Origin of the sequence: uncultured Roseovarius sp., assembly GCF_963972555.1 — a bacterium.
Taxonomy (GTDB): Bacteria; Pseudomonadota; Alphaproteobacteria; order Rhodobacterales; family Rhodobacteraceae; genus Roseovarius; species Roseovarius mucosus.
Genome location: NZ_CAXAUM010000008.1, coordinates 102,655 through 125,850, shown reverse-complemented (window position 1 = coordinate 125,850; position 23,196 = coordinate 102,655). Strand labels below are relative to the sequence as shown.

At 62.8% G+C, this 23,196-nt stretch carries 26 protein-coding genes; 10 read left to right on the top strand and 16 right to left on the bottom strand.

Translation table 11 applies throughout. From position 1 onward, the window contains the following. Position 1 precedes the first annotated feature (1 nt). From AACZ65_RS10165 to mdh, 5 genes are all read right to left on the bottom strand, one after another. Positions 2–2,962, bottom strand: coding sequence for a 2-oxoglutarate dehydrogenase E1 component (locus tag AACZ65_RS10165; protein WP_037270067.1), 2,961 nt, complete (start codon positions 2,960–2,962; stop codon positions 2–4). Between the two features lie 95 nt (positions 2,963–3,057). After that, a complete protein-coding gene (sucD, locus tag AACZ65_RS10160) occupies positions 3,058–3,939 on the bottom strand; it encodes a succinate--CoA ligase subunit alpha (protein ID WP_339670479.1) in 882 nt (293 codons plus the stop codon). A gap of 1 nt (position 3,940) precedes the next feature. Then, on the bottom strand, positions 3,941–4,441 hold the full coding sequence (locus AACZ65_RS10155; RefSeq protein ID WP_339670477.1) for a hypothetical protein: 501 nt from the start codon (positions 4,439–4,441) through the stop codon (positions 3,941–3,943). A gap of 3 nt (positions 4,442–4,444) precedes the next feature. Beyond that, positions 4,445–5,638 carry an ADP-forming succinate--CoA ligase subunit beta gene (sucC, locus tag AACZ65_RS10150; RefSeq protein ID WP_339670475.1) on the bottom strand — a complete coding sequence of 398 codons (1,194 nt, stop codon included), beginning with the start codon at positions 5,636–5,638 and terminating at the stop codon, positions 4,445–4,447. A 225-nt stretch (positions 5,639–5,863) separates the two neighbouring features. Further along, positions 5,864–6,826 (bottom strand): malate dehydrogenase, encoded by a 963-nt coding sequence (gene mdh, locus AACZ65_RS10145; RefSeq protein ID WP_037270071.1) that lies wholly within the window; start codon positions 6,824–6,826, stop codon positions 5,864–5,866. Positions 6,827–6,984: 158 nt separating this feature from the next. Here mdh and AACZ65_RS10140 point away from each other — a divergent pair, with 158 nt between their 5' ends. Beyond that, a complete protein-coding gene (locus tag AACZ65_RS10140) occupies positions 6,985–7,731 on the top strand; it encodes a sulfite exporter TauE/SafE family protein (protein WP_339670553.1) in 747 nt (248 codons plus the stop codon). A 5-nt stretch (positions 7,732–7,736) separates the two neighbouring features. On the opposite strand, the gene AACZ65_RS10135 is transcribed toward AACZ65_RS10140, so the two are convergent. Further along, positions 7,737–8,042, bottom strand: coding sequence for a hypothetical protein (locus AACZ65_RS10135; protein WP_339670472.1), 306 nt, complete (start codon positions 8,040–8,042; stop codon positions 7,737–7,739). 210 nt (positions 8,043–8,252) lie between these two features. On the opposite strand from AACZ65_RS10135, the gene AACZ65_RS10130 reads away from it, so the two are divergent. The 4 genes from AACZ65_RS10130 to AACZ65_RS10115 are packed head-to-tail and all read left to right on the top strand — an operon-like array spanning position 8,253 to position 10,905. Beyond that, a complete protein-coding gene (locus AACZ65_RS10130; RefSeq protein ID WP_037270076.1) occupies positions 8,253–9,113 on the top strand; it encodes a CoA ester lyase in 861 nt (286 codons plus the stop codon). Between the two features lie 5 nt (positions 9,114–9,118). Then, positions 9,119–9,664, top strand: coding sequence for an NnrU family protein (locus AACZ65_RS10125; protein ID WP_339670469.1), 546 nt, complete (start codon positions 9,119–9,121; stop codon positions 9,662–9,664). A 3-nt stretch (positions 9,665–9,667) separates the two neighbouring features. Further along, positions 9,668–9,871: a DUF1737 domain-containing protein gene (locus tag AACZ65_RS10120; protein WP_037270079.1), complete on the top strand. Its 204-nt coding sequence runs from the start codon at positions 9,668–9,670 to the stop codon at positions 9,869–9,871. 2 nt (positions 9,872–9,873) lie between these two features. Continuing rightward, entirely contained in the window at positions 9,874–10,905 is a 1,032-nt protein-coding gene (locus AACZ65_RS10115) for a MaoC family dehydratase (protein WP_339670467.1), read from the top strand. 6 nt (positions 10,906–10,911) lie between these two features. On the opposite strand, the gene AACZ65_RS10110 is transcribed toward AACZ65_RS10115, so the two are convergent. Then, positions 10,912–11,373: an NUDIX hydrolase gene (locus AACZ65_RS10110; RefSeq protein WP_339670551.1), complete on the bottom strand. Its 462-nt coding sequence runs from the start codon at positions 11,371–11,373 to the stop codon at positions 10,912–10,914. 70 nt (positions 11,374–11,443) lie between these two features. After that, positions 11,444–13,900, bottom strand: a complete 2,457-nt coding sequence (gene hrpB / locus AACZ65_RS10105) for an ATP-dependent helicase HrpB (protein ID WP_339670466.1) — start codon at positions 13,898–13,900, stop codon at positions 11,444–11,446. A 117-nt stretch (positions 13,901–14,017) separates the two neighbouring features. Here hrpB and meaB point away from each other — a divergent pair, with 117 nt between their 5' ends. Next, positions 14,018–14,992, top strand: a complete 975-nt coding sequence (meaB, locus tag AACZ65_RS10100; RefSeq protein ID WP_339670464.1) for a methylmalonyl Co-A mutase-associated GTPase MeaB — start codon at positions 14,018–14,020, stop codon at positions 14,990–14,992. A 4-nt stretch (positions 14,993–14,996) separates the two neighbouring features. Here the strand turns inward: meaB and AACZ65_RS10095 are convergent, their stop codons facing one another. Further along, positions 14,997–15,236 (bottom strand): hypothetical protein, encoded by a 240-nt coding sequence (locus AACZ65_RS10095; RefSeq protein WP_339670463.1) that lies wholly within the window; start codon positions 15,234–15,236, stop codon positions 14,997–14,999. 123 nt (positions 15,237–15,359) lie between these two features. Here AACZ65_RS10095 and AACZ65_RS10090 point away from each other — a divergent pair, with 123 nt between their 5' ends. The 3 genes from AACZ65_RS10090 to AACZ65_RS10080 all read left to right on the top strand — a co-directional run bounded on the left by AACZ65_RS10090 (position 15,360) and on the right by AACZ65_RS10080 (position 16,755). Beyond that, positions 15,360–16,070: a M48 family metallopeptidase gene (locus AACZ65_RS10090; RefSeq protein ID WP_339670462.1), complete on the top strand. Its 711-nt coding sequence runs from the start codon at positions 15,360–15,362 to the stop codon at positions 16,068–16,070. A 1-nt stretch (position 16,071) separates the two neighbouring features. After that, positions 16,072–16,428 carry a YigZ family protein gene (locus AACZ65_RS10085; RefSeq protein WP_339670461.1) on the top strand — a complete coding sequence of 119 codons (357 nt, stop codon included), beginning with the start codon at positions 16,072–16,074 and terminating at the stop codon, positions 16,426–16,428. 63 nt (positions 16,429–16,491) lie between these two features. Continuing rightward, positions 16,492–16,755 carry a DUF6455 family protein gene (locus AACZ65_RS10080; RefSeq protein WP_339670459.1) on the top strand — a complete coding sequence of 88 codons (264 nt, stop codon included), beginning with the start codon at positions 16,492–16,494 and terminating at the stop codon, positions 16,753–16,755. Positions 16,756–16,810: 55 nt separating this feature from the next. On the opposite strand, the gene AACZ65_RS10075 is transcribed toward AACZ65_RS10080, so the two are convergent. Then, positions 16,811–17,461, bottom strand: a complete 651-nt coding sequence (locus AACZ65_RS10075; protein ID WP_339670457.1) for a hemolysin III family protein — start codon at positions 17,459–17,461, stop codon at positions 16,811–16,813. 186 nt (positions 17,462–17,647) lie between these two features. Here AACZ65_RS10075 and AACZ65_RS10070 point away from each other — a divergent pair, with 186 nt between their 5' ends. Next, a complete protein-coding gene (locus AACZ65_RS10070) occupies positions 17,648–18,028 on the top strand; it encodes a hypothetical protein (RefSeq protein WP_339670455.1) in 381 nt (126 codons plus the stop codon). A gap of 256 nt (positions 18,029–18,284) precedes the next feature. On the opposite strand, the gene AACZ65_RS10065 is transcribed toward AACZ65_RS10070, so the two are convergent. The 6 genes from AACZ65_RS10065 to AACZ65_RS10040 all read right to left on the bottom strand — a co-directional run bounded on the left by AACZ65_RS10065 (position 18,285) and on the right by AACZ65_RS10040 (position 23,193). Further along, complete coding sequence (locus AACZ65_RS10065; RefSeq protein ID WP_339670453.1) at positions 18,285–19,241, bottom strand: D-glycerate dehydrogenase; 957 nt, start codon at positions 19,239–19,241, stop codon at positions 18,285–18,287. Then, complete coding sequence (locus AACZ65_RS10060; RefSeq protein ID WP_037270097.1) at positions 19,238–19,576, bottom strand: tRNA-binding protein; 339 nt, start codon at positions 19,574–19,576, stop codon at positions 19,238–19,240. The genes AACZ65_RS10065 and AACZ65_RS10060 overlap by 4 nt, the downstream gene beginning before the upstream one ends. Then, entirely contained in the window at positions 19,569–20,384 is an 816-nt protein-coding gene (gene proC, locus AACZ65_RS10055) for a pyrroline-5-carboxylate reductase (protein ID WP_339670451.1), read from the bottom strand. Before proC ends, AACZ65_RS10060 begins: the two co-directional genes overlap by 8 nt. A 42-nt stretch (positions 20,385–20,426) precedes the next feature. Further along, entirely contained in the window at positions 20,427–20,927 is a 501-nt protein-coding gene (locus tag AACZ65_RS10050) for a YbjN domain-containing protein (RefSeq protein WP_339670450.1), read from the bottom strand. Between the two features lie 203 nt (positions 20,928–21,130). After that, positions 21,131–21,916, bottom strand: a complete 786-nt coding sequence (locus AACZ65_RS10045; RefSeq protein ID WP_339670448.1) for an alpha/beta hydrolase — start codon at positions 21,914–21,916, stop codon at positions 21,131–21,133. Continuing rightward, positions 21,892–23,193, bottom strand: coding sequence for a TRAP transporter large permease (locus AACZ65_RS10040; RefSeq protein ID WP_339670447.1), 1,302 nt, complete (start codon positions 23,191–23,193; stop codon positions 21,892–21,894). Before AACZ65_RS10040 ends, AACZ65_RS10045 begins: the two co-directional genes overlap by 25 nt. Positions 23,194–23,196 lie beyond the last annotated feature (3 nt).

Here is a 23,196-nt window from a genome sequence, read left to right as displayed (position 1 = left end):
GTTAGTTCCCTTCGATGGTCAGCGCGGCATCGACCAGCGCTTCTTGTTGTGCTTTGTGCTGTTTGGCGAGGCCCGTCGCGGGCGAAGCCGAGGCGGGACGACCGGCATAGGTGGGCCGCAGATGCTTGGCCTTGATCCGGGTCAGGACCCACTCGATATTGGGCTCGATAAAGGACCATGCCCCCTGGTTCTTGGGCTCTTCCTGACACCAGACCATTTCCGCGCCTTTGAAGCGTTCCAGCTCCTTGACCATGGACATGGCCGGGAAAGGATAGAACTGCTCCAGCCGCAGAAGATAGACATCGTTGATCCCGCGCGCATCGCGCTCCTCGAGCAGGTCGTAATAGACCTTGCCCGAGCACATCACGACACGGCGAATCTTGTCATCCGCGACCAGCTTGGTTTCGGAATTGCCGTATTGCGCATCGTCCCACAGGACGCGGTGGAACGAAGAGCCGGTGGTGAACTCTTCGGCCTTGCTCACCGCCAGCTTGTGCCGCAAGAGCGATTTCGGCGTCATCAGGATGAGCGGCTTGCGGAAGGTGCGATACATCTGGCGGCGCAGGATGTGGAAATAATTGGCCGGTGTGGTGCAATTGGCCACGATCCAGTTATCCCCGCCACACATGGTCAGGAACCGCTCGAGACGGGCCGAGGAATGTTCCGGCCCCTGCCCTTCATAGCCATGCGGCAAAAGGCAGACGAGACCCGACATGCGCAGCCATTTCGATTCCCCCGACGAAATGAACTGATCGAACATGATCTGCGCGCCATTGGCGAAATCGCCAAACTGCGCCTCCCAGAGGGTAAGCGCGTTGGGTTCGGCCAGCGAATAGCCATATTCAAAGCCAAGAACCGCGTATTCCGAAAGCATCGAATCGATGACCTCGTAATGTGCCTGCCCTTCGCGGATATGGTTCAGCGGGTAATAGCGATCTTCGTTATCCTGATGGATCAGGCCGGAATGCCGCTGAGAGAAGGTGCCGCGCGTGCAATCCTGCCCCGAGAGACGGACGCGATACCCCTCGGTCAGAAGCGAGCCAAAGGCCAGCGCCTCGGCCGTGGCCCAGTCAAAGCCGCTGCCGGTCTCAAGCATTTTCGCCTTGGATTCAAGCAACCGCTCAACCGTCTTGTGGAGCGGGAAACCTTCGGGCGCGGTGCTGAGCGCACGGCCCACTTCGGCCAGGGTCTCGGGCTTGATCGCGGTCTCGCCGCGCTCATACTTGCCGCGATGGGCGTTCAGATCGGCCCATTTGCCATCCAGCCAGTCGGCCTTGTTCGGGCGGTAATCCTTGCCCGCCTCGAACTCATCCGCGAGATAGGCTTGGAACGCGGTTTTCATGTCCTCGATTTCCCCCTCGGGAATGAGGCCATCCTTGACCAGCCGCTCGGTATAGAGGCTGAGCGTGGTTTTCTGCTGCTTGATCTTTTTATACATCACCGGGTTGGTGAACATAGGCTCATCGCCTTCGTTATGCCCGAAGCGGCGATAGCAGATCATGTCGATCACCACGTCCTTGTGGAATTTCTGGCGGAATTCCGTGGCGACGCGGGCGGCATGGACGCAGGCCTCGGGATCGTCCCCGTTAACATGGAAAATCGGCGCCTCGACCATCAGCGCGATATCCGTGGGATAGGGCGACGAGCGGCTGAAATGCGGCGCGGTGGTAAAGCCGATCTGGTTGTTCACCACGATATGAATGGTGCCGCCGGTGCGATGCCCCTTGAGGCCCGACAGACCGAAACACTCGGCCACAACGCCCTGACCGGCAAAGGCCGCATCGCCATGCAAGAGGATCGGCAACACCTTGGTGCGGTCGGTGTCGTTCAACTGGTCCTGCTTGGCGCGGACCTTGCCCAGAACCACTGGGTTGACCGCCTCGAGGTGGCTGGGATTGGCGGTCAGGCTGAGGTGCACCTTGTTGCCGTCGAATTCGCGATCCGACGAGGCGCCAAGATGGTATTTCACATCGCCCGATCCATCGACCTCTTCGGGCTTGAAACTGCCACCCTGAAATTCGTTGAAAATCGCGCGGTAAGGCTTGCCCATCACATTGGCCAGCACCGACAAACGGCCCCGATGCGGCATGCCGATCACGATGTCCTGCACGCCCAATTGACCGCCGCGCTTGATGATCTGCTCCATCGCTGGAATGAGGGATTCCCCACCATCCAGACCAAAGCGCTTGGTGCCCATGTATTTCACATGCAGGTATTTCTCGAAACCTTCGGCCTCGACCAGCTTGTTCAGGATCGCCTTGCGCCCGTTGCGGGTAAAGGTGATTTCCTTGTCATAACCCTCGATCCGCTCTTTCAGCCAGGCGGATTCCTCGGGGTCGGAAATATGCATGTATTGCAGCGCGAAGGTGCCGCAATAGGTGCGTTTGACGATGGCGAGGATCTCGCGCAGGCTGGCAATTTGCAGGCCCAGCACGTTGTCGATAAAGATCGGGCGATCCATGTCGATTTCGGTGAAACCATAGGATTTCGGATCGAGCTCCGGGCGGTTCGGCGTCTCGCGCAGACCCAGCGGATCGAGATCGGCGGCCAAGTGCCCCCGGATGCGGTAGGCGCGAATGAGCATCAGCGCGCGCACGGAATCGAGCACGGCGCGTTTGACGTCCTCGTCGGTCAGGCTCACGCCCTTCTCGGCGGCCTTGGCGGCGATCTTCTTGCCGGCATCCTTCAATTCAGGCTCGGCGGGCCATTCCCCCGTCAGCGCCGCGGTCAGGTCATCCGACGGCATGGGGGGCCAATCGGCGCGCGCCCAAGAGGGACCAGCGGCCTCGGCCTTCACATCGTCATCACCATCGCCCAGCGCGTCGAAAAAGCTCTTCCACGCCGCATCGACCGCGTTCGGGTCATTGGCATAGCGCGCATAAAGCTGTTCGAGATACTCGGCATTATGCCCCTGCATGAAGGAGGAGGCATGAAACTGGTCGTTGGGGGATTGGTCGGTCATGTCAGATGTCCTTTTCGCAACACATCCCGGGCCTGACCCGGGATCACCCGGCCGCGCGTGCCCCGGTCAGGCCCGGGGCGCGCGCGAACGGGTCTTTAGCCAATCGCCTTGAGCACGGCTTCGCCGAGGCCAGCGGGGCTCTCAGCCACGGTGATGCCGGCGGATTTCATGGCCTCGATCTTGCTCTCGGCGTCGCCCTTGCCGCCCGCGACGATGGCGCCGGCGTGGCCCATGCGGCGGCCCGGAGGGGCGGTGCGCCCGGCGATGAAGCCTGCGACGGGTTTCTTGCGCCCGCGTTTGGCCTCGTCTTTCAGGAACTGCGCCGCTTCTTCTTCCGCGCTTCCGCCGATTTCACCGATCATGATGATGGATTGCGTTTCGTCATCCGCGAGGAACCATTCCAGCACATCGATATGTTCGGTGCCCTTGATCGGGTCGCCGCCGATGCCCACGCAGGTCGACTGGCCAAGGCCCACATCCGAGGTCTGCTTGACCGCCTCATAGGTGAGGGTGCCCGAGCGGCTGACCACGCCGACGCTGCCGCGCCGGTGGATATGGCCGGGCATGATGCCGATCTTGCAGGCGTCGGGCGTGATGATGCCGGGGCAGTTCGGGCCGATGAGGCGCGATTTCGAGCCCTCCAGCGCCCGCTTGACGCGCATCATGTCGAGCACCGGGATGCCTTCGGTGATGCAGACAATGAGCTCCATTTCGGCGTCGATCGCCTCAAGGATCGAGTCCGCAGCGAAGGGCGGCGGCACGTAGATGACAGAGGCATTGGCCTCGGTCACATGCTTGGCCTCATGCACCGAGTTGAACACGGGCAGGTCGAGATGCGTCGTGCCACCCTTGCCGGGGGTGACGCCGCCGACCATCTGGGTGCCATAAGCGATGGCCTGTTCGGAGTGAAATGTGCCCTGCGAGCCGGTGAGGCCCTGACAGATCACCTTTGTATGTTTGTCGACGAGGACTGCCATTTTAGACGCCTTTCAGAAGAGTGTTTAGAGAGATCGCTGGGCGACCTAGAAAGCCATGTGCAAACCCAAACAAGTCAATGTGGGGGTATTCTCTTTTGTCCGTTTTGATACCGAAGCCTTGTATAACAAAATCTCCACAGGGCTCCCATGAACCAGTACCTTTAGCGTGGTTCAGCCAAATCTTTTTCGCATGAATTATTCCGTTCAGAATGAACTGAACAGGAAGCGGCTCATCCTGTTTAGGGCCACCTGTGAAAACAAAGCGACTTGGCTTGGTCATTATTAAAGCTCGCTCCTTTTCCTCAGGAACCTCAGCTTCTAACACGCGTCGACCACACACTGCCATATCTGCTAACATCTCAAGTACGTAACTTGAGACATTAGCCAGAGTGCCATCAAAAGCTGGAAATCTAGTAGAGCTATAGGCCATTAGGCCTGTTGCTAAGCGGTGGCTCTTTTCGACATCTAGCTTCAATCGAAATTGCGTTGCAGTTAGCGACACTTCTCATCCCTTCACAGCCTTCACAATCTTCTGCGCGCCGTCCTTGAGGTCGTCGGCGGCGATGACATCGAGGCCGGAGGTGTTGATGATCTCCTTGCCCTTCTCGACATTGGTGCCTTCGAGACGAACGACGAGCGGCACTTTCAGCCCCACCTCTTTGACCGCCGCCACCACGCCCTCGGCGATCACATCGCAGCGCATGATGCCGCCAAAGATATTGACGAGGATGCCCTTGACCTGCGGGTCGGAGGTGATGATCTTGAAGGCCTCGGTGACCTTTTCCTTGGTCGCCCCGCCGCCCACGTCGAGGAAATTGGCAGGCTCGGCGCCATAGAGCTTGATGATGTCCATCGTCGCCATCGCGAGGCCCGCGCCATTGACCATGCAGCCGATCTCGCCATCCAGCGCGATGTAGTTGAGGTCGTATTTCGAGGCCTCAAGCTCTTTGGGGTCTTCTTCGGTCGTATCCCGCAATTCGGCGATGTCCGCGTGCCGGTAAATGGCGTTGGAATCAAACCCCATCTTGGCGTCGAGGCATTTCAAATCGCCCTTGTCCGACACGATCAACGGGTTGATCTCGAGCATCTCCATGTCCTTGTCGAGGAAGAGCTTGTAGAGAATACCCATCAGGTTGACGCATTGCTTGACCTGACCGCCGGTGAGACCAAGGTTGAACGCGATGCGGCGACCATGGAACGGCTGATAGCCGGTCGCAGGATCGACGCTGAACGACAGGATCTTTTCAGGCGTCTTTTCGGCGACCTCTTCGATGTCCATCCCGCCCTCGGTCGAGCAGACAAAGGACACGCGGCTGGTCTGACGATCCACCAGAAGCGCCAGGTACATCTCGGTCTGGATGCCCGACCCATCCTCGATATAGATGCGGTTGACCTGCTTGCCCGCCGGTCCGGTCTGTTTGGTCACAAGAGTGCGGCCCAGCATGCGCTTGGCCTCTTCGGCGGCCTCTTCCACGGAACGGGCCAGACGCACGCCACCGGCTTCACCGGCGCCTGCCTCCTTGAACTTGCCCTTGCCACGGCCACCGGCGTGGATCTGCGCCTTGACCACCCAGACGGGGCCGTCGAGCGCGCCCGCGGCGGTCTTGGCCTCTTCGCCGCGCAGAACCACACGGCCATCCGACACCGGGGCGCCGTAAGAGCGAAGCAGGGCTTTCGCCTGATACTCATGGATATTCATCAAACTGTCCCGTTTTGCTGCGATTGGGACAGGGTGTGGCATATATCCTGCGGCGATATAAATCGTTTTTTGCGGAATGGCAGGTTTTGGTGCGAAAATCGTCATTTTGTGATCACACGGATAAATCGTGTGATCACAAAATGGAAATCGGCCCGTGCCTCGGGCCAAAAAGAATCAGGGCCGAACGTGTGTCGGCCCTGATGCAGAAGCGTTGACCGCAGGTGATCAGACCAGCGAGGGGTCGATTTCCTTGCAGGCCTTGACCAGACCTTTGACCGCATCGACCGACTTGTCGAACATATCCTGCTCGTCCTTGTTGAGCTTGATGTTGACGATCCGCTCGATCCCGCCCGCGCCGATCACGGTCGGCACGCCGACATACATGTCCTTGAGGCCGAATTCGCCGTCGCAATAGGCCGCACAGGGCAGCACGCGCTTTTGATCCTTGAGATAGGCCTCGGCCATTTCGATCGCCGAGGTGGCGGGGGCGTAAAAGGCGGACCCGGTCTTGAGCAGACCGACAATCTCCGCGCCGCCATCCCGGGTGCGCTGCACGATGGCATCCAGCTTCTCTTGCGTGGTCCAGCCCATCTCGATCAGGTCCGGCAGCGGGATACCCGCGACGGTGGAATACCGCACGGAAGGCACCATCGTGTCGCCATGCCCGCCCAGAACGAACGCGGTGACATCCTTCATCGACACGTTGAATTCAACGCTGAGGAAGTGGCGGAAGCGGGCGCTGTCAAGCACGCCAGCCATGCCGCAGACCTTGTTCGCCGGCAGGCCCGAGAACTTCTGGAGCGCCCAGACCATCGCATCGAGCGGGTTGGTGATGCAGATCACAAAGGCGTCGGGCGCGTTGGCGGCAATGCCCTCGCCCACGGATTTCATGACCTTGAGGTTGATCCCCAAGAGGTCATCGCGGCTCATGCCCGGCTTGCGCGGCACACCGGCGGTGACGATGCAGACATCGGCGCCTGCGATATCGGCATAGGACTGCGTGCCCTTGAGCGTCGCGTCAAACCCTTCGGAGGGGCCGGATTCCGCGATGTCGAGCGCTTTGCCCTCGGGGGTGCCTTCGGCGATGTCGAACAGGACGATATCGCCCAGTTCCTTGAGCGCGGCGAGATGGGCGAGCGTGCCGCCGATCTGTCCGGCGCCGATCAGCGCAATCTTGGGTCTGGCCATTGGATCATTCTCCGTCGGTTGAAAAGTTGCGCTTGGGCCTAGTCCGAATTCAACGATCTTGCAAGAGTGCTGCACTGCGGCGGATTTTCGGCGTGACAGCGGGATACGGTCGTATACCGTGAAAGTGCAGGCAGATGCAGAGGTTAGGGGCCGGAACGATGAACGTCGAAGTGATCGCAATCGGGGTGTTCGCGGCGCTCTTGGCCGGGGTGTCCAAGGGCGGCTTTGGCTCTGGCGCGTCTTTTGCCGGGGCAGCGATTCTGGCGCTCTTTGTCTCTCCGGCGATGGCCCTCGGCATCATGCTGCCCATTCTCATGCTGATCGACCTGGCCACCCTGCGCCCCTATTGGCGGCAATGGGGACGGGTCGAGGTGGCGATGCTGATCCTTGGCGGGGTGCCGGGGATCGGCCTTGGGATGCTGTTCTATCGCAGTGCCGATGCCGATCTGTTGCGCCTTTTGATCGGGGGAATCGCGCTGATCTTTGTGCTCTGGCAAACGGTGCTCAAGGCGCGGGTGATGCGCCGGGGACAGGCCCCCTTACCGGGTTGGAGCGGGGTCCTGGCGGGGCTGGTGGCCGGCTTCACCAGCTTTGTCAGCCATGCCGGCGGGCCACCTGCGGCGGTCTACCTGTTGTCGCGTGGGCTGGACAAGACGCGCTATCAGGCGACCACGGTGCTGATGTTCTTTGTCTTCAACATCGTCAAGGCGGTGCCTTATGGGATGCTTGGCCTCTTCACGGCAGAGACGCTGACGATCGACCTCATCCTCGCGCCCTTCGCGCTCTTCGGCGCTTGGGTCGGCGTGCGCGCGCACCGGATCATGCCGGAACGCGCGTTCTTTGCCGTGACCTATGTCTTGCTGACGATCACCGGGATCAAGCTTATCTGGGACGGGCTGTTCTAGGCGTTCTAGGCCCCCTTGCCGGGCTTCGGCTCGGTTTCGGCGGTGGCCTCATAGGCCTGACCGCTGGCGACAAGGCAAGTGACACCATCGCTGCCCGTCACCGTGATGGTCCAACTGCCCGACGTGCCGCTGGCAAAGACCTCGACCACCATGTTGTTGGCGCCCAGCCCCACGGATTGCCGCGTCTCACCATAGGCATCGGCCAAGCGCTGCACCACCATGTCGCGCGGCGCGCAAGCCCCGGTTTGCGCCTGCGCCGGGGCATATGCCAGCACCACCGCGCCTAGACCGGCCATCACTGTCTTGATCATCAGTCACCCTTTCTCTTGGGTTGGCCCCCCGGCCGTCGCGCGCCCATCATGCCGAAAGAGTGATGAACAAGGGGTTAATGAGCCCGGACGCCGCACCGAAGCCACCGCATCGCTGCATTGCGGCGAGAAATCGCTTGAACATTTCCGCCGAAAAATGCCATTCCTGCGCAAGATTATTACCACAGCCAGAATCCATCAAAGGGAAGACCCATGGACAGCAGCATGCATCCCTACCGTTCGGTGCTATATATCCCCGGCTCGAAAGAGCGCGGGCTGGAAAAGGCGCGCGACCTGCCCACCGACGCGATCATCTTTGATCTCGAGGATGCGGTAGCACCCGATGCCAAGGCGGCCGCACGCGCCACGCTGGTCGAGGCGCTGCGCCAAGGCGGCTATGGCTATCGCTACAAGATCGTGCGGATCAACGCGCTGACGACCGAATGGGGGCTGGAAGATGCCCGCGCGCTGCGCGATGCTGGCGCCGATGCGATCCTCTTGCCCAAGGTCAACACGCCCTCGGATGTTGACAACCTTTCGGATGTGATCGGCTCTGACCTGCCCATCTGGACCATGATGGAAACGCCCGTCAGCGTGTTCAACGCCCGCGAAATCGCGGCACATCGCCAGGTGACGGGCCTTGTGGCGGGCACCAACGACCTGATCAAGGATCTCGGCTGCCGGGTGCGCGCCGACCGCATGCCGCTCTGGGCCTCGCTCCAGATGATCGTGATGGCGGCGCGCGCGGCGCGGATCGTGGCGGTGGACGGGGTCTACAACCGCTTTCGCGATGGGGACGGGCTCAAGTTCGAATGTGAACAGGGCCGCGACCTCGGGTTTGACGGCAAAACACTGATCCATCCCGCCCAGCTGGAAATCGCCAATACCGCCTTTGCCCCCACCAATTCCGAAATTGAACTGGCGGGACGCCAGATCGCAGCCTATGAAGAAAGCCGCGCCTCAGGTCAGGGGATTGCCGTGGTGGACGGGCAGATTGTCGAAAACCTGCACGTCGTGTCCGCACAGCGCATTCTGGCCAAAGCTCAGGCGATACGGGAAATGGCAGCGGAGTAGCACCCATGTTTTACCTCATCCTCGGGCTGATCCTCTGGATCGCGGCGCATCTCTTCAAACGGGTGGCCCCCGATCTGCGCGCAAGGATGGGGAACGCGGGCAAAGGCGTTGCCGCCCTTGGCATTCTGGCCGGTCTGGTGCTGATGGTGATCGGCCATCGGCAGGCGGACTTCATCAACGTCTGGTATCCGCCCAGCTGGACGGTGCATATCAACAACCTGATGATGCTGGGGGCGGTGTTTCTCTACGGTATGAGCGCCACCAAGGGGCGGTTGCGCGGGGCCATGCGCCACCCGCAATTGACAGCGGTCAAGGTCTGGGCGGTGGCGCATCTCCTGGTCAATGGCGATCTGGCCTCGCTCATCCTCTTTGGCGGGCTGCTCGTCTGGGCGGTGCTGGAAGTGGTGATGATCAACCGTTCCGAGGCCTGGGTGCGTCCGGCACCGGGGGAGGCGAAAAAGGATATCCTTCTGGTGGTCATTACCATCGTGATGTTCCTCGCCATAACCTTTGTTCACAACTGGCTGGGCGTCTGGCCGTTTCCGGGGTAAACCATGAAACTCTACCGTTTTCTCAGCGCCGACGACACGTCGGAATTTTGTCACAAGGTCACGGCCGCGCTCAACAAGGGCTGGTCGCTTTATGGCGATCCCACCTATGCCTATGACGCGGCCAATGGCGTGATGCGCTGCGGTCAGGCCGTGACCAAGGACAAGGACGGCACCTACACCCCCGATATGAAGCTGGGAGAACAATAAGCATGGCCAAGACCAATCCGGGCCGTTTTTTCGAGGATTACGAACTTGGGCAGGTGATCCCCCACGCGGTGCCGCGCACCGTGTCAGGGGGCGAGCGCGCGCTCTATCACGCCCTCTATCCGGCACGCCATGCGATCTATTCCTCGGACGAATTTGCCCATGTCTGCGGCCTGCCCGCCAGCCCGATCGACGATCTGGCGGCCTTTCATATCGTGTTTGGCAAATCCGTACCCGACATCTCGCTCAATGCCGTGGCCAATCTGGGCTATGCCGAGGCACGGTGGCTGCGTCCCGTCTATGCGGGCGACACGCTGCGGGCTCAGTCCGAGGTGATCGGGCTCAAGCAGAATTCCTCGGGCAAGACGGGCGTGGTCTATGTCCGCACCACCGGCTTCAACCAGCACGACCTGCCGGTGATGGAATTCGTCCGTTGGGTGATGGTGCGCAAGCGCGACGAGGCGGCACCAGCCCCCGCCGATCACGTGCCGCAAACCGCGTCCTGCGTCGCGGCCAGCGATCTCATCATCCCGGCAGGTCTGGATTTTACGCATTACGATTTCACCCTCGCCGGAGAGCCGCATCGCTGGGGCGATTACGAAATTGGCGAACAGATCGACCATGTCGACGGCGTGACCATCGAAGAGGCCGAGCATATGATGGCCACGCGCCTCTGGCAAAACACCTCCAAGACGCATTTCGACGCGACCCCGCGCGCGGATGGCAAGCGGCTGATCTACGGCGGGCATGTCATCTCGATGGCGCGCGCGCTGTCGTTCAACGGTCTTGCCAATGCCCAGATGATCGTGGCGATCAACGCGGGCAGCCATGCCAACCCGTGTTTTGCAGGCGATACCGTGCGGGCCTGGTCCGAGGTTCTGGACCGCGCCGATACATCGGCACCGGGTGTGGGCGCGCTGCGCCTGCGGCTCGTGGCAACCAAGGGCGGCGCGCCCTTCAGCTTGCGCGGCGAAGACGGCAAACACCTGCCGCATGTCTTGCTGGATCTGGATTACTGGGTCTTGATGCCGAAATAAGCGGGCTCAGAATTTACGCAGAATATCCTGCAAGTCCGGCTCGTCCACGAGTTTCGCAGCCCTGCGCGGCGTGACCCAAAGCCGACGGCGTTCGCGCGCTTCGGGGAAACGGTCGCGCAATTCGTCGTCACGCAGGCGAACTTTGTAAAGCTCTGCATTGATCGGCAAAGTGGTTCCATCGCGCATCCCCTTTTCATAGGAAAACCGCCCGATATGACGTGCCTTATCGGCATCGGCCCGCACGCCCGCCTCTTCCCAAGCCTCTTGCAGCGCGGATTCCGCATCGCTCAGCCCCTCGATGGGCCAGCCCTTGGGCACGATCCAACGGCCCGTGTCTCGGCTGGTGATGAGCAGAACCTCTTTACGCCCCTTGTGCTTGCGCCAGCACAGCGCCGCCACCTGCCGGCGAGGCAGGACAGACTCTGCATGGACCGCGCCGGGCACGGTCTGGGGGAAAATCTGGTTCACTCTGGTTTTGCTCTGCTCGGGCACGTTTCTCTAAACATCATATATAGGATATTTCCCCACGGGATACAAATCACGGGATGTTGCGGGGTTTGGCGCGCAGCGTGGGGTCGGCCTCGGTCGGATCGTCAGGCCAGGGGTGACGCGGATAGCGCCCGCGCATGTCCTTGCGCACATCCGAATAGGAACTTGCCCAGAACCCCGGTAGATCGAGCGTGGTTTGCACCGGGCGGTTTCCCGGCGACAAGAGCGTCACGCGCAATGGCGTGCGGCCAACCGTGGGATGGGTGGTCTGACCGAACATTTCCTGCAAACGCAGGGTAATTTCAGGATACTCCCCACTATAGTCGATCGGGATTTTCCGACCCAGTGGCGTGGTGAACTGCGCGGGTGCGGCCCGGTCCAGCATCTGCATCTGATCCCAATCAAGCCGAGCGCGCAGCGCATCGAGCATGTCGAACCGCTTCCACTCCGGCGCGCTGCGCACGCCACGCAGATAGGGCAAGAGCCAGTCCTCCAACCCGTCGAGAAGCGCTGCCTCGGACATATCCGGCAGGTCCGCCCCCCCATCGCGCAGCAATTGCACCCGCGCGACAAAGCGCCGGGCGGGATCGCTCCACGACAGGCCCAGATCGCGCACCCCGTCCAGCATGGCGCGCGCGATACGCTCCTCTGGCGCGTCCCGCCAATGCCGGTCATCCAGTATCAGCGCGCCAAAACGCTCTTGCTTGCGCGCCACCACCCGCCGTTCGCGCCGATCCCAGAGGCAGACATCCTGCCATCCGATCCGCTCTGCAAAGAGCCCGCGAATTTCCGCCTCGGAAATCGCGATGGCCTGCCGGATACGCGCCTCGCGCGGATCGCCATCCAGATCGCTGGCCACGATCAGCCGGGTCTGGCCCATCGGGTCGCCCTCTGGCATCACCGCACCCTTTCCCCCCGAGAGCACGTAACGCGGAGCATCCCCTTTGCGGCGCAGCCCGATCCGGTCTGGATAGGCAAGGGCGGCACATTCGGCATCGCTGCGCACGCCCTGCCCTCTCCCCTTTGTCTGCGCCGCCAGACGCCGCGCCTCGGTCTTGATCCGCTCAACCGGGCCGCGATTGACCGTATGGAAATAGCGCGCCTCAAAGGCGCGCTGGTCGCGCACCGCACTCAGCCGCAGCGCCAGATCAACGGGCGCGCTGCGGCCCAGCGGATCGCGCTCCGCCAAAAGCGCCGCCATCATCGCCGCCTCCGGCCCCGCAGAGGTCAGCATGTGCGCGAGGCGCGGATGCAACGGCAGCGCCGCCAACGCCTTGCCATGCGGCGTGATCCGACCCGTGGCATCCAACGCGCCCAACATCTCCAAGAGCGCGCGCGCCTCGGCATAGGCGCCGGGATTGGGCGGGGTCAGCAGCGGCAAATCCTCAGGGGCCGCGCCCCAGAGCGCCAACTCCAACGCCAGGCCCGCCAGATCCGCCGCTTCGATTTCCGCCGGGGGATAAGCCTGCAACGCGCCCTCTTCCCCGCGTGTCCAGAGCCGGTAGCACCGCCCCTCGGCCACACGGCCCGCGCGCCCCGCCCGCTGCGTGGCCTCGGCGCGCGTTACAGGCTCTGTCACCAGCCGCGACATGCCGGAACCGGGGTCGAACCGCGCCCGCCGCGCCAAGCCGCCGTCGATCACCACGCGAATATCCTCAATGGTCAACGAGGTTTCGGCGATGGATGTCGCCAGCACGATCTTGCGCCCCTCCGTGACGGGCGCAATCGCGGCGCGTTGCGCGGCAAACTCCATCGCGCCAAAGAGCGGGCGCAGGTGGCACCCGACGGGCAGGCGCGCACGCAAGAGTGCCTCAACGCGGCGAATTTCCCCCTCACCGGGCAAGAACACCAGAACGCCGCCCATTGTCTCGGCCACCGCCTCGCTCACCAGATCGGCCAACGCCTCTTCAAACCGCCGCGTCTTGGGCCGGGGGCGGTCGCGCCAACGGATGTCGACCGGATAGCTGCGCCCCTCCGAGGTGATCATCGGCACATCGCCCATCAACCGGGCCACGGGCGCGGCATCAAGGGTGGCCGACATGACCAGCAGGATCAGATCCTCGCGCAGCGCCCCCGCCACCTCAAGACACAGCGCCAATCCCAGATCGGCATTGAGCGAGCGTTCGTGAAATTCGTCGAAGATCACCGCACCGACGCCGCGCAACTCGGGATCGGTTTGGATCATGCGGGTCAAAATCCCCTCCGTTACCACCTCGATCCGGGTCTTGGGACCAACGCGCGCCTCGCCGCGCACCCTGTAACCCACGGTTTCCCCAGGCTTTTCCCCAAGGCTTTGCGCCATCCGCTCAGCGGCGGCACGGGCCGCAAGGCGGCGCGGTTCCAGCATCAGGATACGGCCCTCCGTCAGACCGGCGCGCAACATCTCGAGCGGCACGACCGTGGTCTTGCCCGCACCGGGCGGTGCCTGCAACACGGCACGCCCGCGCGTTTGCAGCGCGTCGATGAGGGCCGGAATGGCCTCTTGAATGGGAAGATCAGGCGTCATGCCCCGCGTTATCGGGCATCGGCGCGCGCTTGGCCAGAGGCTTGCCGGGCCTCTCGCCTCTGGACAAGGCCCACAGGGCCAAGGCATGAAGGCAACCGACAGCAAGAAGGGCAGCGCATGGATATTGCCGACATCGCACAGAAGATCATCGCCGGCGACCGGCGGGCGCTCGCCCGCGCGATCACCCTGATCGAAAGCGCGCGCGCGGATCACCGCGCCCATGCCGCCGCCCTCATGGAGGCGTTGAAAACCGCAGGCAAACAGGCGGTGCGCATTGGCCTGTCGGGCACGCCCGGTGTGGGCAAATCCACCTTTATCGAGAGTTTCGGCATGATGCTGACCGCACAGGGCCTGCGCGTGGCGGTGCTGGCGGTCGATCCCTCCTCGGCACGCTCGGGCGGCTCGATCCTGGGCGACAAGACGCGGATGGAACGGCTCAGCCGCGATCCGTCTGCCTTTATCCGCCCCTCCCCCAGCCAGAGCCATCTGGGCGGCGTGGCGCGCCGCACCCGCGAGGCGGTGACACTCTGCGAGGCGGCCGGATTCGACGTGGTGCTGATCGAAACGGTAGGCGTCGGGCAATCCGAGACAGTGGTTGCAGAAATGTCCGACATCTTCGTGCTCTTGCTCGCCCCGGCGGGTGGCGACGAATTGCAGGGCGTCAAGCGCGGCATCATGGAAATGGCCGATCTCATCTTGGTGAACAAGGCCGATGGCGATCTCAAACCGGCGGCGATGCGGACCTGTTCGGATTACGCAGGCGCGCTGCGCCTCCTGCGCAAACGGCCCCAGGACCCAGAGGGCTATCCCAAGGCAATGACCGTATCCGCCTTGCAGGACGAGGGGTTGCAAAAGGCATGGGACGAAATGACCGCGCTGGTGAATTGGCGGCGCGAGACCGGGCATTTCGACGGGCGGCGGGCAGAGCAGGCGCGCTACTGGTTCGGGCAAGAGGTGCGTCAGGGCCTTCTGGCGCGGCTGGAAACCCCCACGGCACGCACCGCGATGCAGGATTATGCCGCCCGCGTAGCAGCGGGCGACATGACGCCAACCGTCGCCGCCGCCGAAGTCCTGCGCCAGATTGGCGACTAATTTTCTATTTGGCGTCCGGCACTCGGATATAGACCCCCTCGGGCAGGTCGAGCGCCGCGCGCAGATCGCGCAACTGCCCCATCGACAGGGTGATCTTGTGCAACCGATCGGTGCGGGGATCGTATTGTTCGATCGTCACGCATTCCTCGAAGGCATTGATGATCACATCCTCGCCCAAGGGCGCTGCCCCCTCGTCGACAAGGGTGATCACGGTGGCGTCGAATTCGTGCTCTATGGAAAACATGGGTTCAGCCTACCGCGTTGGCGGGTCTTTGCAAGCAGAGACTGGCGTGGTGCAAAAGACCTGTCAGAGGCGTGAAACCCTGCTAAAACAAATGAATAAATGGGTCAGAACCGGGGATGTGGAATGCGGTGGTTATCTCTCGTGGGGCTGGTGGCACTTGTGGGCTGTGTCGATGTGGTGGAGCAAGGGCCGGTAAGCCAACCCGCGCCGCAAGCGAACTCACGCCCCAAGGCGACAACGCCGACGCGCGCGCAGGTCAATCAATTTATTTCGGTGGTTCAACGGGTTGAGCCCATAGCCGAGCGCGAGTGCCGGGCGCGTTCGCCGCGCGCCAACTGCGATTTCCGGATTGTCGTGGACGACCGGCCCGGTCAGCCGCCCAATGCCTATCAGACCCTTGACCGCGACGGTCAGCCCATCCTCGCCTTCACGCTGCCCTTGATCGCGCAGGTGCGCAATCAGGATGAACTGGCCTTTGTCATGGGACATGAGGCAGCCCACCACATCTCAGGCCATATCCCGCGCCAACAACAGAATGCAGCGGCGGGGGCGATTCTCTTGGGCGGCTTGGCGGCGATCACCGGCGCGAGCCAGACCATTGTCGATCAGGCGGTCGACATCGGGGCCGGGGTTGGCGCGCGCAGCTATTCCAAGAATTTCGAGCTAGAGGCGGATGCCCTTGGCACCGTGATTACCCATAACGCAGGCTACAACCCGGTGCGCGGCGCGGAATTCTTTAGCCAGCTTCCCGATCCCGGAAATCGCTTCCTAGGAACGCATCCGCCCAATGCCCAGCGGGTCGAAACCGTGCGGCGGGTGGCTGCCGGACTGTGACATGCGACAGCTAAAAGGCGTCGTGAACGACCGGGGATCGAGCTATGCGGTCTCGGGCGGGGCGGCGCAGAGCCGCGAGGCGGTGGATGAGTTCCTCAAAGCCTTGAAAAAGGACAAGAAGTTCGCCCGCGCCACGCATAACACCTGGGCTGTCCTGCTCGGCGATGGCACCCCGCTCAAGGGCGACGATGGCGAGGCAGGCGCAGGCCAAGTGATCCTGCGGATGCTGGAACGCGCCGATCTGCGCGATCATGTCGTGGTCGTAACCCGTTGGTATGGCGGCAAAAAACTGGGTGGGGACCGGTTTCGCCACGTGCAGGACTGTGCGCGCGCCTATCTCGACGAGATGGCGATTTGATCGAGGTCAAGGTGCGCAGCCGCGACCTGAGGCACAGTGGCGGCGCAGCAAGGGGGCAACAGCATGCAAAGCACTTCAACCTTGAAACGTCACGCACAGTTGGTGGACCGGATGGCCAACACCTTGGGCGTTGATCTTGAACAGAAAATCATGGAAGGGCAAATGACCTTCGATACCTTGGGCGACGTGGTTCTGGCCTGCACGGGCTGTGCCAATCCCGAAGCCTGCGATCATTGGCTGGCGCGGAACAAGACCGCGAGCGCAACACCGGACTATTGCCGAAACACCGATGTCTTCAGCCTCTTGAAGGCGGGCAAGCACGCCTGACGTATGTTACAGATCGTAAGGTTTGCCCGGTGATTTTATAAGGTCTCGCGCCCCGTCAGAGGCGGGTCGCGAGGGCCGAAGCGATTCCGATGAAAAAGCACCCGCTGGCAAAGGCCACGAAGAGGTGCCAGATGGCATTGGCAAAGCGCAAACTCTCCCACGCATAGAACACCACGCCCAGCGTATAGAGCAGGCCACCTGTCAGCAGCAGCACGAGGCTATGCCCCGGCAGAATCGGCGTGAGCGGGATAAAGAGTGCCACCCCGACCCAGCCCAGCGCCACATAGGGCAACCAGCCGGTCGGCATCTGGCCGGGTTTGGCCCGGATCTTGGTCACGGCGCCAAAGATGGCCAGAACCCAGACGACCGCCAGCACGACATAGCCAAAGGCGGTGCCCAAAAGCACGCTGAGCGGCGTGAAGGTGCCCGCGATCTTTACATAGATGGCCGCATGATCCAGACGGCGCAGAAGGGGCCGCGCGGCGGTGTGCGCATAGAGGTGATAGGCCGCCGACGCCCCCAGCATCAACAAGAGCGCGCCGGAATAGACGATGGTCGAGGCCAGCGTCACCCCGTCCATGCGCAACGCCCACATGGCAAAGAGCACCCCCACACCGGTGAGCGCCGCCAAGAGGCCAGCAATATGCACCGCCCCGTCAGCAAGACGTTCGGCGCGGGAATAGGCGGGATAGGACATATCGATCATCCGCTCTCTATGGCGCAAGAGTATTAATTTTTCTATGCGCTGTCTCACAATATGAGCCAGTCTTTCAGGATTTCGCGGCATTTTGAGGGTGACGTTGCGGCAATGCCGGTGCAGCGCCCAAAAGAATCGAGTCGCGCCTCGGCGCAGGATTTGCGATAGTGTGTTCCGCAACAAAGGAGTGTGATCATGCATCGCCGTCTTGTTCTGGGTTTCCTGAGCGCCGGGCTTCTCGCCTTTGGCTGGCCCGTCACAGCGCAACCCGCGCAAATGACCGCCGCCGAGATCAGCGCGCTGTTGTCTGGCAACACCATCGTCGGAAGCTGGTCCGGCACCGACTATCGGCAGTATTTTGCTGCCGATGGCAGCACGGTCTACATGCTGGGGGATGGTCGCCGCGACGATGGCCAATGGCGCGTGAACGCGGAGACCAACGAGTATGAAAGCTGGTGGCGCAGCACCGGCTGGACTCCTTACGCGATGGTGCGCACCGAGACGGGCGGATATGCCTGGATCAATGGCGACCGGCTCGAACCCTTCGAAGTGTTGAGCGGGCGACAGATCGAGTAGGCACCCGCGCCCGTTGCTTAAAGCATGTGGCCTCCGATTGGCCTCCGATCAGGTTCACATCGCCCCGGGCGTGACCCGGGGCCTCGCCGGAGAAGGTTGGAGGTCCCGGGTCAAGCCCGGGACGGGAAATACAAGAACTCTCGCCGCATACTTCCCCGCCCCGGTCCTGAGCCGGGGCCTCATATCGACAAGGCAAGAGGTCCCGGGTCAGGCCCGGGACGGTTGTGGTTTAGATAGCGCGGCATGGTCTCAGTCGTCAGTTGACCAGATTGGGCGGGGTTTCCCCGGCAAAGAAGGCGCGCAGGTTCTCGACCGCCATCAGGCCCATCGCCTCGCGCACCTCGAGCGCTGCGGTGCCCAGATGCGGCAAGAGCGCCACGTTTTCCATCGCCTTGAGCGCATCGGGCACGATCGGCTCGCGCTCATAGACGTCAAGGCCCGCCCCGGCGATGCGCCCCTCTTGCAGCGCGGCGATCAGCGCCGCCTCGTCCACCACATCGCCGCGCGCAATGTTGATGAAATGCGCGGTCGGGCGCATGGCGGCAAAGACGGCCGCATTGATCAGATGCCGGGTTTCCGCGCCGCCGGGCACCGCCACGACGAGAATATCGGCATTGGCCGCAACCTCTTCGATCGAGCCAAGCTGGCGCGCGTCGAAATCGAGCGTCTTGGCCGAACGGTTGTGATAGACGACCGACATGCCGAAACCAAAGTGGCAGCGCCGCGCAATCGCCTGTCCGATGCGGCCCATGCCGATGATGCCCACTGTCTTGCCCGTGACATGCAGGCCCAGCATCTGCGTCGGGTTCCAGCCCGGCCACTTGCCAGAGCGCACCAGCCGCTCGCCCTCGCCCGCGCGACGCGCGGTCATCAGCATCAGCGTCATGGCGATATCGGCGGTGGCGTCCGTCACGGCACCCGGCGTGTTGCTGACGGCAATGCCCACGGCACGGGCGGCGGCCACGTCGATATGGTTATAACCCACGCCGAAATTGGCGAGGATGCGACAGCGCGAATTCTCGGCCTCGGTAAAGACATCGGCCTGAAACATATCGCCCAGCGTCGGAAGGATGCCATCATAGAGCGCCAGCGCGCCGCGCATCTGCCCCGGCTTGAGGGGCGTATTGTCGTCGCGTGTTTCCACGTCGAAATGACGGCGGGCCTCGTCCAACACGCGGTCGGGCATGGGGCGGGTGACAAGTATCCGTTTCAATGCAGTCTCTCTCCGATGGGAACGTCTTGGTCCGGGCGTATCAGAACGATATCGCCATTGCTATCGCTCAGCCCCAGCACGAGGATTTCCGACCGGAACTTGCCGATCTGGCGGGGCGGGAAATTGACCACCGCCAGCACCTGACGTCCGATCAGGCTCTCGGGCGTGTAATGCGCGGTGATCTGGGCGCTGGATTTCTTCTCGCCCAATTCGGGGCCGAAATCGACCCAGAGCTTGATCGCGGGCTTGCGCGCCTCGGGATAGGGTTCGGCGCGGGTCACGCGGCCCACGCGAATATCCACAGCGAGAAAGTCGTCGAATGTGATCTCAGCCATTGCGCAGCGCCTTGGACCGGTCCGTGGCGGCGGCCACGGTTTTCAGCATCAGGGGCGGCAGGCCGGTGTCGGGGTGCATCAGCACCTCCAGCCCCGCCTGCGTCGTGCCATTGGGGCTGGTGACGTTCTGGCGCAATTGCGCGGGCGTTTCCTCGGCGGCCTCGGCCAGGGCACCGGCCCCCGCGACGGTCGCCTGCGCCAATTGCATCGCAAGCGCCGGCGAGAGCCCCTGCGCCGCGCCCGCCTGCGCCATGCATTCGATCATGTGAAACACATAGGCCGGACCAGAGCCCGAGAGGCCGGTCACGGCATCCATCTGATCCTCATGGTCGAGCCGCACCACCTGCCCCACCGCACGCAAGAGGGTTTCCGCCAGATCGAGATGCGCCGCAGTCGCATGGGCATTGCCGATGATGGCGGAAATTCCGCGCGCCACGGCGGCGGGGGTGTTGGGCATGGCGCGGACGATCGGGGTCTTGTCGCCCAGCGTCGCCTCAAACGCCGCGATGGGCGTGCCGGCGGCGACCGAGATGAAGAGCGTCGCGCCATTGCCCATGGCGGCCAGCGTGGGCAGGGCCGCGCCCATCATCTGCGGCTTGACCGCGACCAGCACGATAGCGGGCGCATCGGGCAGATCGGTGTTGAGATGCACGCCGGTACCGCGCAGCCACTCGGACGGCTTCGGGTCCAGCACCCAGACCGACGCGGGCGGCAACCCTCCCTTGAGCCAGCCTTGCAACATGGCGCTACCCATCTTGCCACAGCCAAGTAAAACAAGGCCTTTTTCGGCCAGATCCTGCATCGTCATGGTGTGTCCCCCGCTCTTGTCATCCATTCGCGGGGGATAGTGTTACGCGCGGCCGTAAGCCTCTGCAATGGCCACCTGCATCGCATCTCGCGGCGATTGATCACCCCAGATCGCGAGTTGCAGTGCGGGGTAGTAGCGCTCGGCGCTCGATACGGCGGCATGCAGCATGGTGTCGATCTGCTCGGGGCTGGCCACCTGCCCACCGGCCAGCACGAGGCCATAGCGATAGACCATGAGTTTCTGCTCGGCCCACCAGGTAAAGGAACCGGCCCAACATTCATCATTGATTTCGTTGAGAATCTCAAAGAGCACGGGCAGTTTCTCGGCGGGTGGCTCCATGTCGAAGGTGCAGACAAGGCGCAGCGTTTCGTCATAGCCGGACCAGGCGAGCGTCAGCGAATAGGTGCGCCACTGGCCCTCGACGGCCATGGCGATCTGATCGTCGCCGATGCGGTCGAACTCCCACTCGTGGTGTTCGGCGATATGCTCAACAATATCAATGGGGTGGATGTCGTCCTGCGAGAACTGCTCGGAAAGTGCCATGGCGCCGCCTCATTTGCTATAGCGCGGGGGTGGCGTTGCACCCCAAGCGCTAGGTGCCTGCTCTACGGACGGGGGCCATCCCCCTCGCCCATACCAGATATGGTGCGGGGTTTGACGCGCCCTGTAAAGCTATTTGTTGAGGGGGATAGCAATATATTGTGGATGGAATGGGAGAGTGCCGCAAGAGGGGGCGGGAACAGCCCTCACCCCCCCACGAAATCCGCGACCAGCGCGTGAAAGAGCGCGGGCTTTTCCAGATGCACGGCATGGGCGGTGCCAGGCACCACGGCCAGAGCCGCGTCGGGCAGGCCTTGCCAGAGGGTTTCGACCTGTGGCCAGCGGTAAGAGCGGTCGCCGTCGCCCCAGAGCACCAGCGTCGGCATGGTGAGGCGGCCAAGCGCGCCGCGCCCGTCCCAATGGCTCATGGCATCGAGCCCCGCCAAGGCTGCGGCCTCGGTCGCCTGTGCGCCCAGCGCGGCCACGATCTCGAACCCTTCCGCCGCCGCCCCTTGGCGAAACCAGGTGGCCCCGATGCGCCGAATGGTCTGCGCCACGCCATCGCTGCGCACCCGTTCGCGCGAGGTCTCGAGCGGCTCGAACCGGTTGGGCATGGCACCAAGCGGCCCGGTGCCATAGAGGATCAGCCGGGCGATACGGTCTGGGTGGGTCGCGGCCAGTTCCTGCACGATCATGCCGCCCATGGAATGCCCCATGAGGGTAAAGCGGCCAATGCCCAGCTCGTCGAGCAGGGCCACCACCGCCGCCGCGAAGGCGGCGATCCGCTCGGGCGGCGGCAGCGCCGCCGATCCGGCATAGCCCGGCAAATCGGGGGCGATCACGTCGAACCGGTCGGAAAAGCGCGCAAGCTCGGCCTGCCATTGCGCCGACCCGCCCAGATAGCCATGCACGAGAACCAGCGGCGCGCCCGCCCCTGCCCGGCGATAGCTGAGGCCGCTCCGCGCGATCAGCGCATCTGTTCGGGCAACCACAATGCAAGCTCCGGCATGAGAATAAGAAGAACGATCAGGAGAACGAGCGCCCCGATAAAGGGCAGGCAGCCCATGATCACATCGCCGATGGTGACCTGACCGCGCCCGATGCCCTGGATCACGTAGAGATTGAGGCCCACAGGAGGTGTCAGCACCGCAATCTCCATGGTGATCGTATAGACCACCCCGAACCAGATCAGATCGAAGCCGGCGGCGGACATCAGCGGAAAGATCGTGGGCAGGGTGATGAAGGTCATCGACACGGGTTCAAGAAACATCCCCAGCACGATGTAGAAGATCAGCACGATGGTCAGCACCACATAGGGCGAGAGATCGAAGCTGAGAAACAGCTCGGTGAATTGTTGCGGCACGCGGTAATAGGTGAGCACGAAACCAAAGAGCACCCCCGCCGACAGGAGTAGGCCAAGATAGCCCATGGTGCGCATCGTGGCAAAGAGCGAGTCCTTGAACCCCTGCCATGTCAACCCGCCCACGCCAAAGGCCAGGATCACGGTCAGAAGGGCCGCCACCGCTGCCGCCTCGGTCGGAGTGGCGATACCGGCGTAAATCGCCACCGTGATCACCAGACCGATCAGGCCGATGGGCGCAATGGTGGCGGCAATCTGGACGAGTCCCATCTTCACCGCATCTTCGCTGCCCGGAATATCCTCGGGCTTGAGGATACCCCAGACCAGCACAACGATGGCAAAGCAGGTGACAAGGATCAGCCCCGGAATGACCCCCGCGATAAAGAGATCCCCGATGCTCTGGTCGGTGACAATGCCGTAGAACAGCAGGATGAGTGAGGGCGGGATCAGAACGCTGAGCGTGCCCCCCGCCGCCAGCACGCCCGACGACAGCCGCTTGCCATAGCCCAGCCGCAGCATCTCGGGCAGGGCCACGCCGCCAATCGTCAGCGCCCCCACCATGGACGAGCCGCAGACCGCGCCGAAACCTGCGCAAGCCCCGATCGAGCCATAGGCCGCCGAGCCGCGCACGCGCACGCCCTGATGCAGGAACTGATAGAGATTGGGACCGATATTGGATTTGCCGATGAGTTCGCCCAGGAACACAAAGAGCGGCACCGCCAATAGGATATAGTCGATCCACACACCCCAGAGCTTCAACTCCGCCGAGGCGATCGAGGTCTCGAAGGTCTGGATTTGCCACAGAAAAGGCAGCGAGGCCGCCGCCAGCGCAAAGGGGATCGGCACGCCCACCGCAATCAGGAACATCAAGAGGCCAAGCAGACCAAGTCCGACTTCATACCATTCCATCGC

Excerpts from the sequence above, each read along its gene's own strand:
- AACZ65_RS10165 (WP_037270067.1), bottom strand. The coding sequence starts at position 2,962 with ATGACCGACCAATCCCCCAACGACCAGTTTCATGCCTCCTCCTTCATG.
- sucD (WP_339670479.1), bottom strand. The coding sequence starts at position 3,939 with ATGGCAGTCCTCGTCGACAAACATACAAAGGTGATCTGTCAGGGCCTC.
- sucC (WP_339670475.1), bottom strand. The coding sequence starts at position 5,638 with ATGAATATCCATGAGTATCAGGCGAAAGCCCTGCTTCGCTCTTACGGC.
- mdh (WP_037270071.1), bottom strand. The coding sequence starts at position 6,826 with ATGGCCAGACCCAAGATTGCGCTGATCGGCGCCGGACAGATCGGCGGC.
- AACZ65_RS10140 (WP_339670553.1), top strand. The coding sequence starts at position 6,985 with ATGAACGTCGAAGTGATCGCAATCGGGGTGTTCGCGGCGCTCTTGGCC.
- AACZ65_RS10135 (WP_339670472.1), bottom strand. The coding sequence starts at position 8,042 with ATGATCAAGACAGTGATGGCCGGTCTAGGCGCGGTGGTGCTGGCATAT.
- AACZ65_RS10130 (WP_037270076.1), top strand. The coding sequence starts at position 8,253 with ATGGACAGCAGCATGCATCCCTACCGTTCGGTGCTATATATCCCCGGC.
- AACZ65_RS10125 (WP_339670469.1), top strand. The coding sequence starts at position 9,119 with ATGTTTTACCTCATCCTCGGGCTGATCCTCTGGATCGCGGCGCATCTC.
- AACZ65_RS10120 (WP_037270079.1), top strand. The coding sequence starts at position 9,668 with ATGAAACTCTACCGTTTTCTCAGCGCCGACGACACGTCGGAATTTTGT.
- AACZ65_RS10115 (WP_339670467.1), top strand. The coding sequence starts at position 9,874 with ATGGCCAAGACCAATCCGGGCCGTTTTTTCGAGGATTACGAACTTGGG.
- hrpB (WP_339670466.1), bottom strand. The coding sequence starts at position 13,900 with ATGACGCCTGATCTTCCCATTCAAGAGGCCATTCCGGCCCTCATCGAC.
- meaB (WP_339670464.1), top strand. The coding sequence starts at position 14,018 with ATGGATATTGCCGACATCGCACAGAAGATCATCGCCGGCGACCGGCGG.
- AACZ65_RS10095 (WP_339670463.1), bottom strand. The coding sequence starts at position 15,236 with ATGTTTTCCATAGAGCACGAATTCGACGCCACCGTGATCACCCTTGTC.
- AACZ65_RS10090 (WP_339670462.1), top strand. The coding sequence starts at position 15,360 with ATGCGGTGGTTATCTCTCGTGGGGCTGGTGGCACTTGTGGGCTGTGTC.
- AACZ65_RS10085 (WP_339670461.1), top strand. The coding sequence starts at position 16,072 with ATGCGACAGCTAAAAGGCGTCGTGAACGACCGGGGATCGAGCTATGCG.
- AACZ65_RS10080 (WP_339670459.1), top strand. The coding sequence starts at position 16,492 with ATGCAAAGCACTTCAACCTTGAAACGTCACGCACAGTTGGTGGACCGG.
- AACZ65_RS10075 (WP_339670457.1), bottom strand. The coding sequence starts at position 17,461 with ATGATCGATATGTCCTATCCCGCCTATTCCCGCGCCGAACGTCTTGCT.
- AACZ65_RS10070 (WP_339670455.1), top strand. The coding sequence starts at position 17,648 with ATGCATCGCCGTCTTGTTCTGGGTTTCCTGAGCGCCGGGCTTCTCGCC.
- AACZ65_RS10060 (WP_037270097.1), bottom strand. The coding sequence starts at position 19,576 with ATGGCTGAGATCACATTCGACGACTTTCTCGCTGTGGATATTCGCGTG.
- proC (WP_339670451.1), bottom strand. The coding sequence starts at position 20,384 with ATGACGATGCAGGATCTGGCCGAAAAAGGCCTTGTTTTACTTGGCTGT.
- AACZ65_RS10050 (WP_339670450.1), bottom strand. The coding sequence starts at position 20,927 with ATGGCACTTTCCGAGCAGTTCTCGCAGGACGACATCCACCCCATTGAT.
- AACZ65_RS10040 (WP_339670447.1), bottom strand. The coding sequence starts at position 23,193 with ATGGAATGGTATGAAGTCGGACTTGGTCTGCTTGGCCTCTTGATGTTC.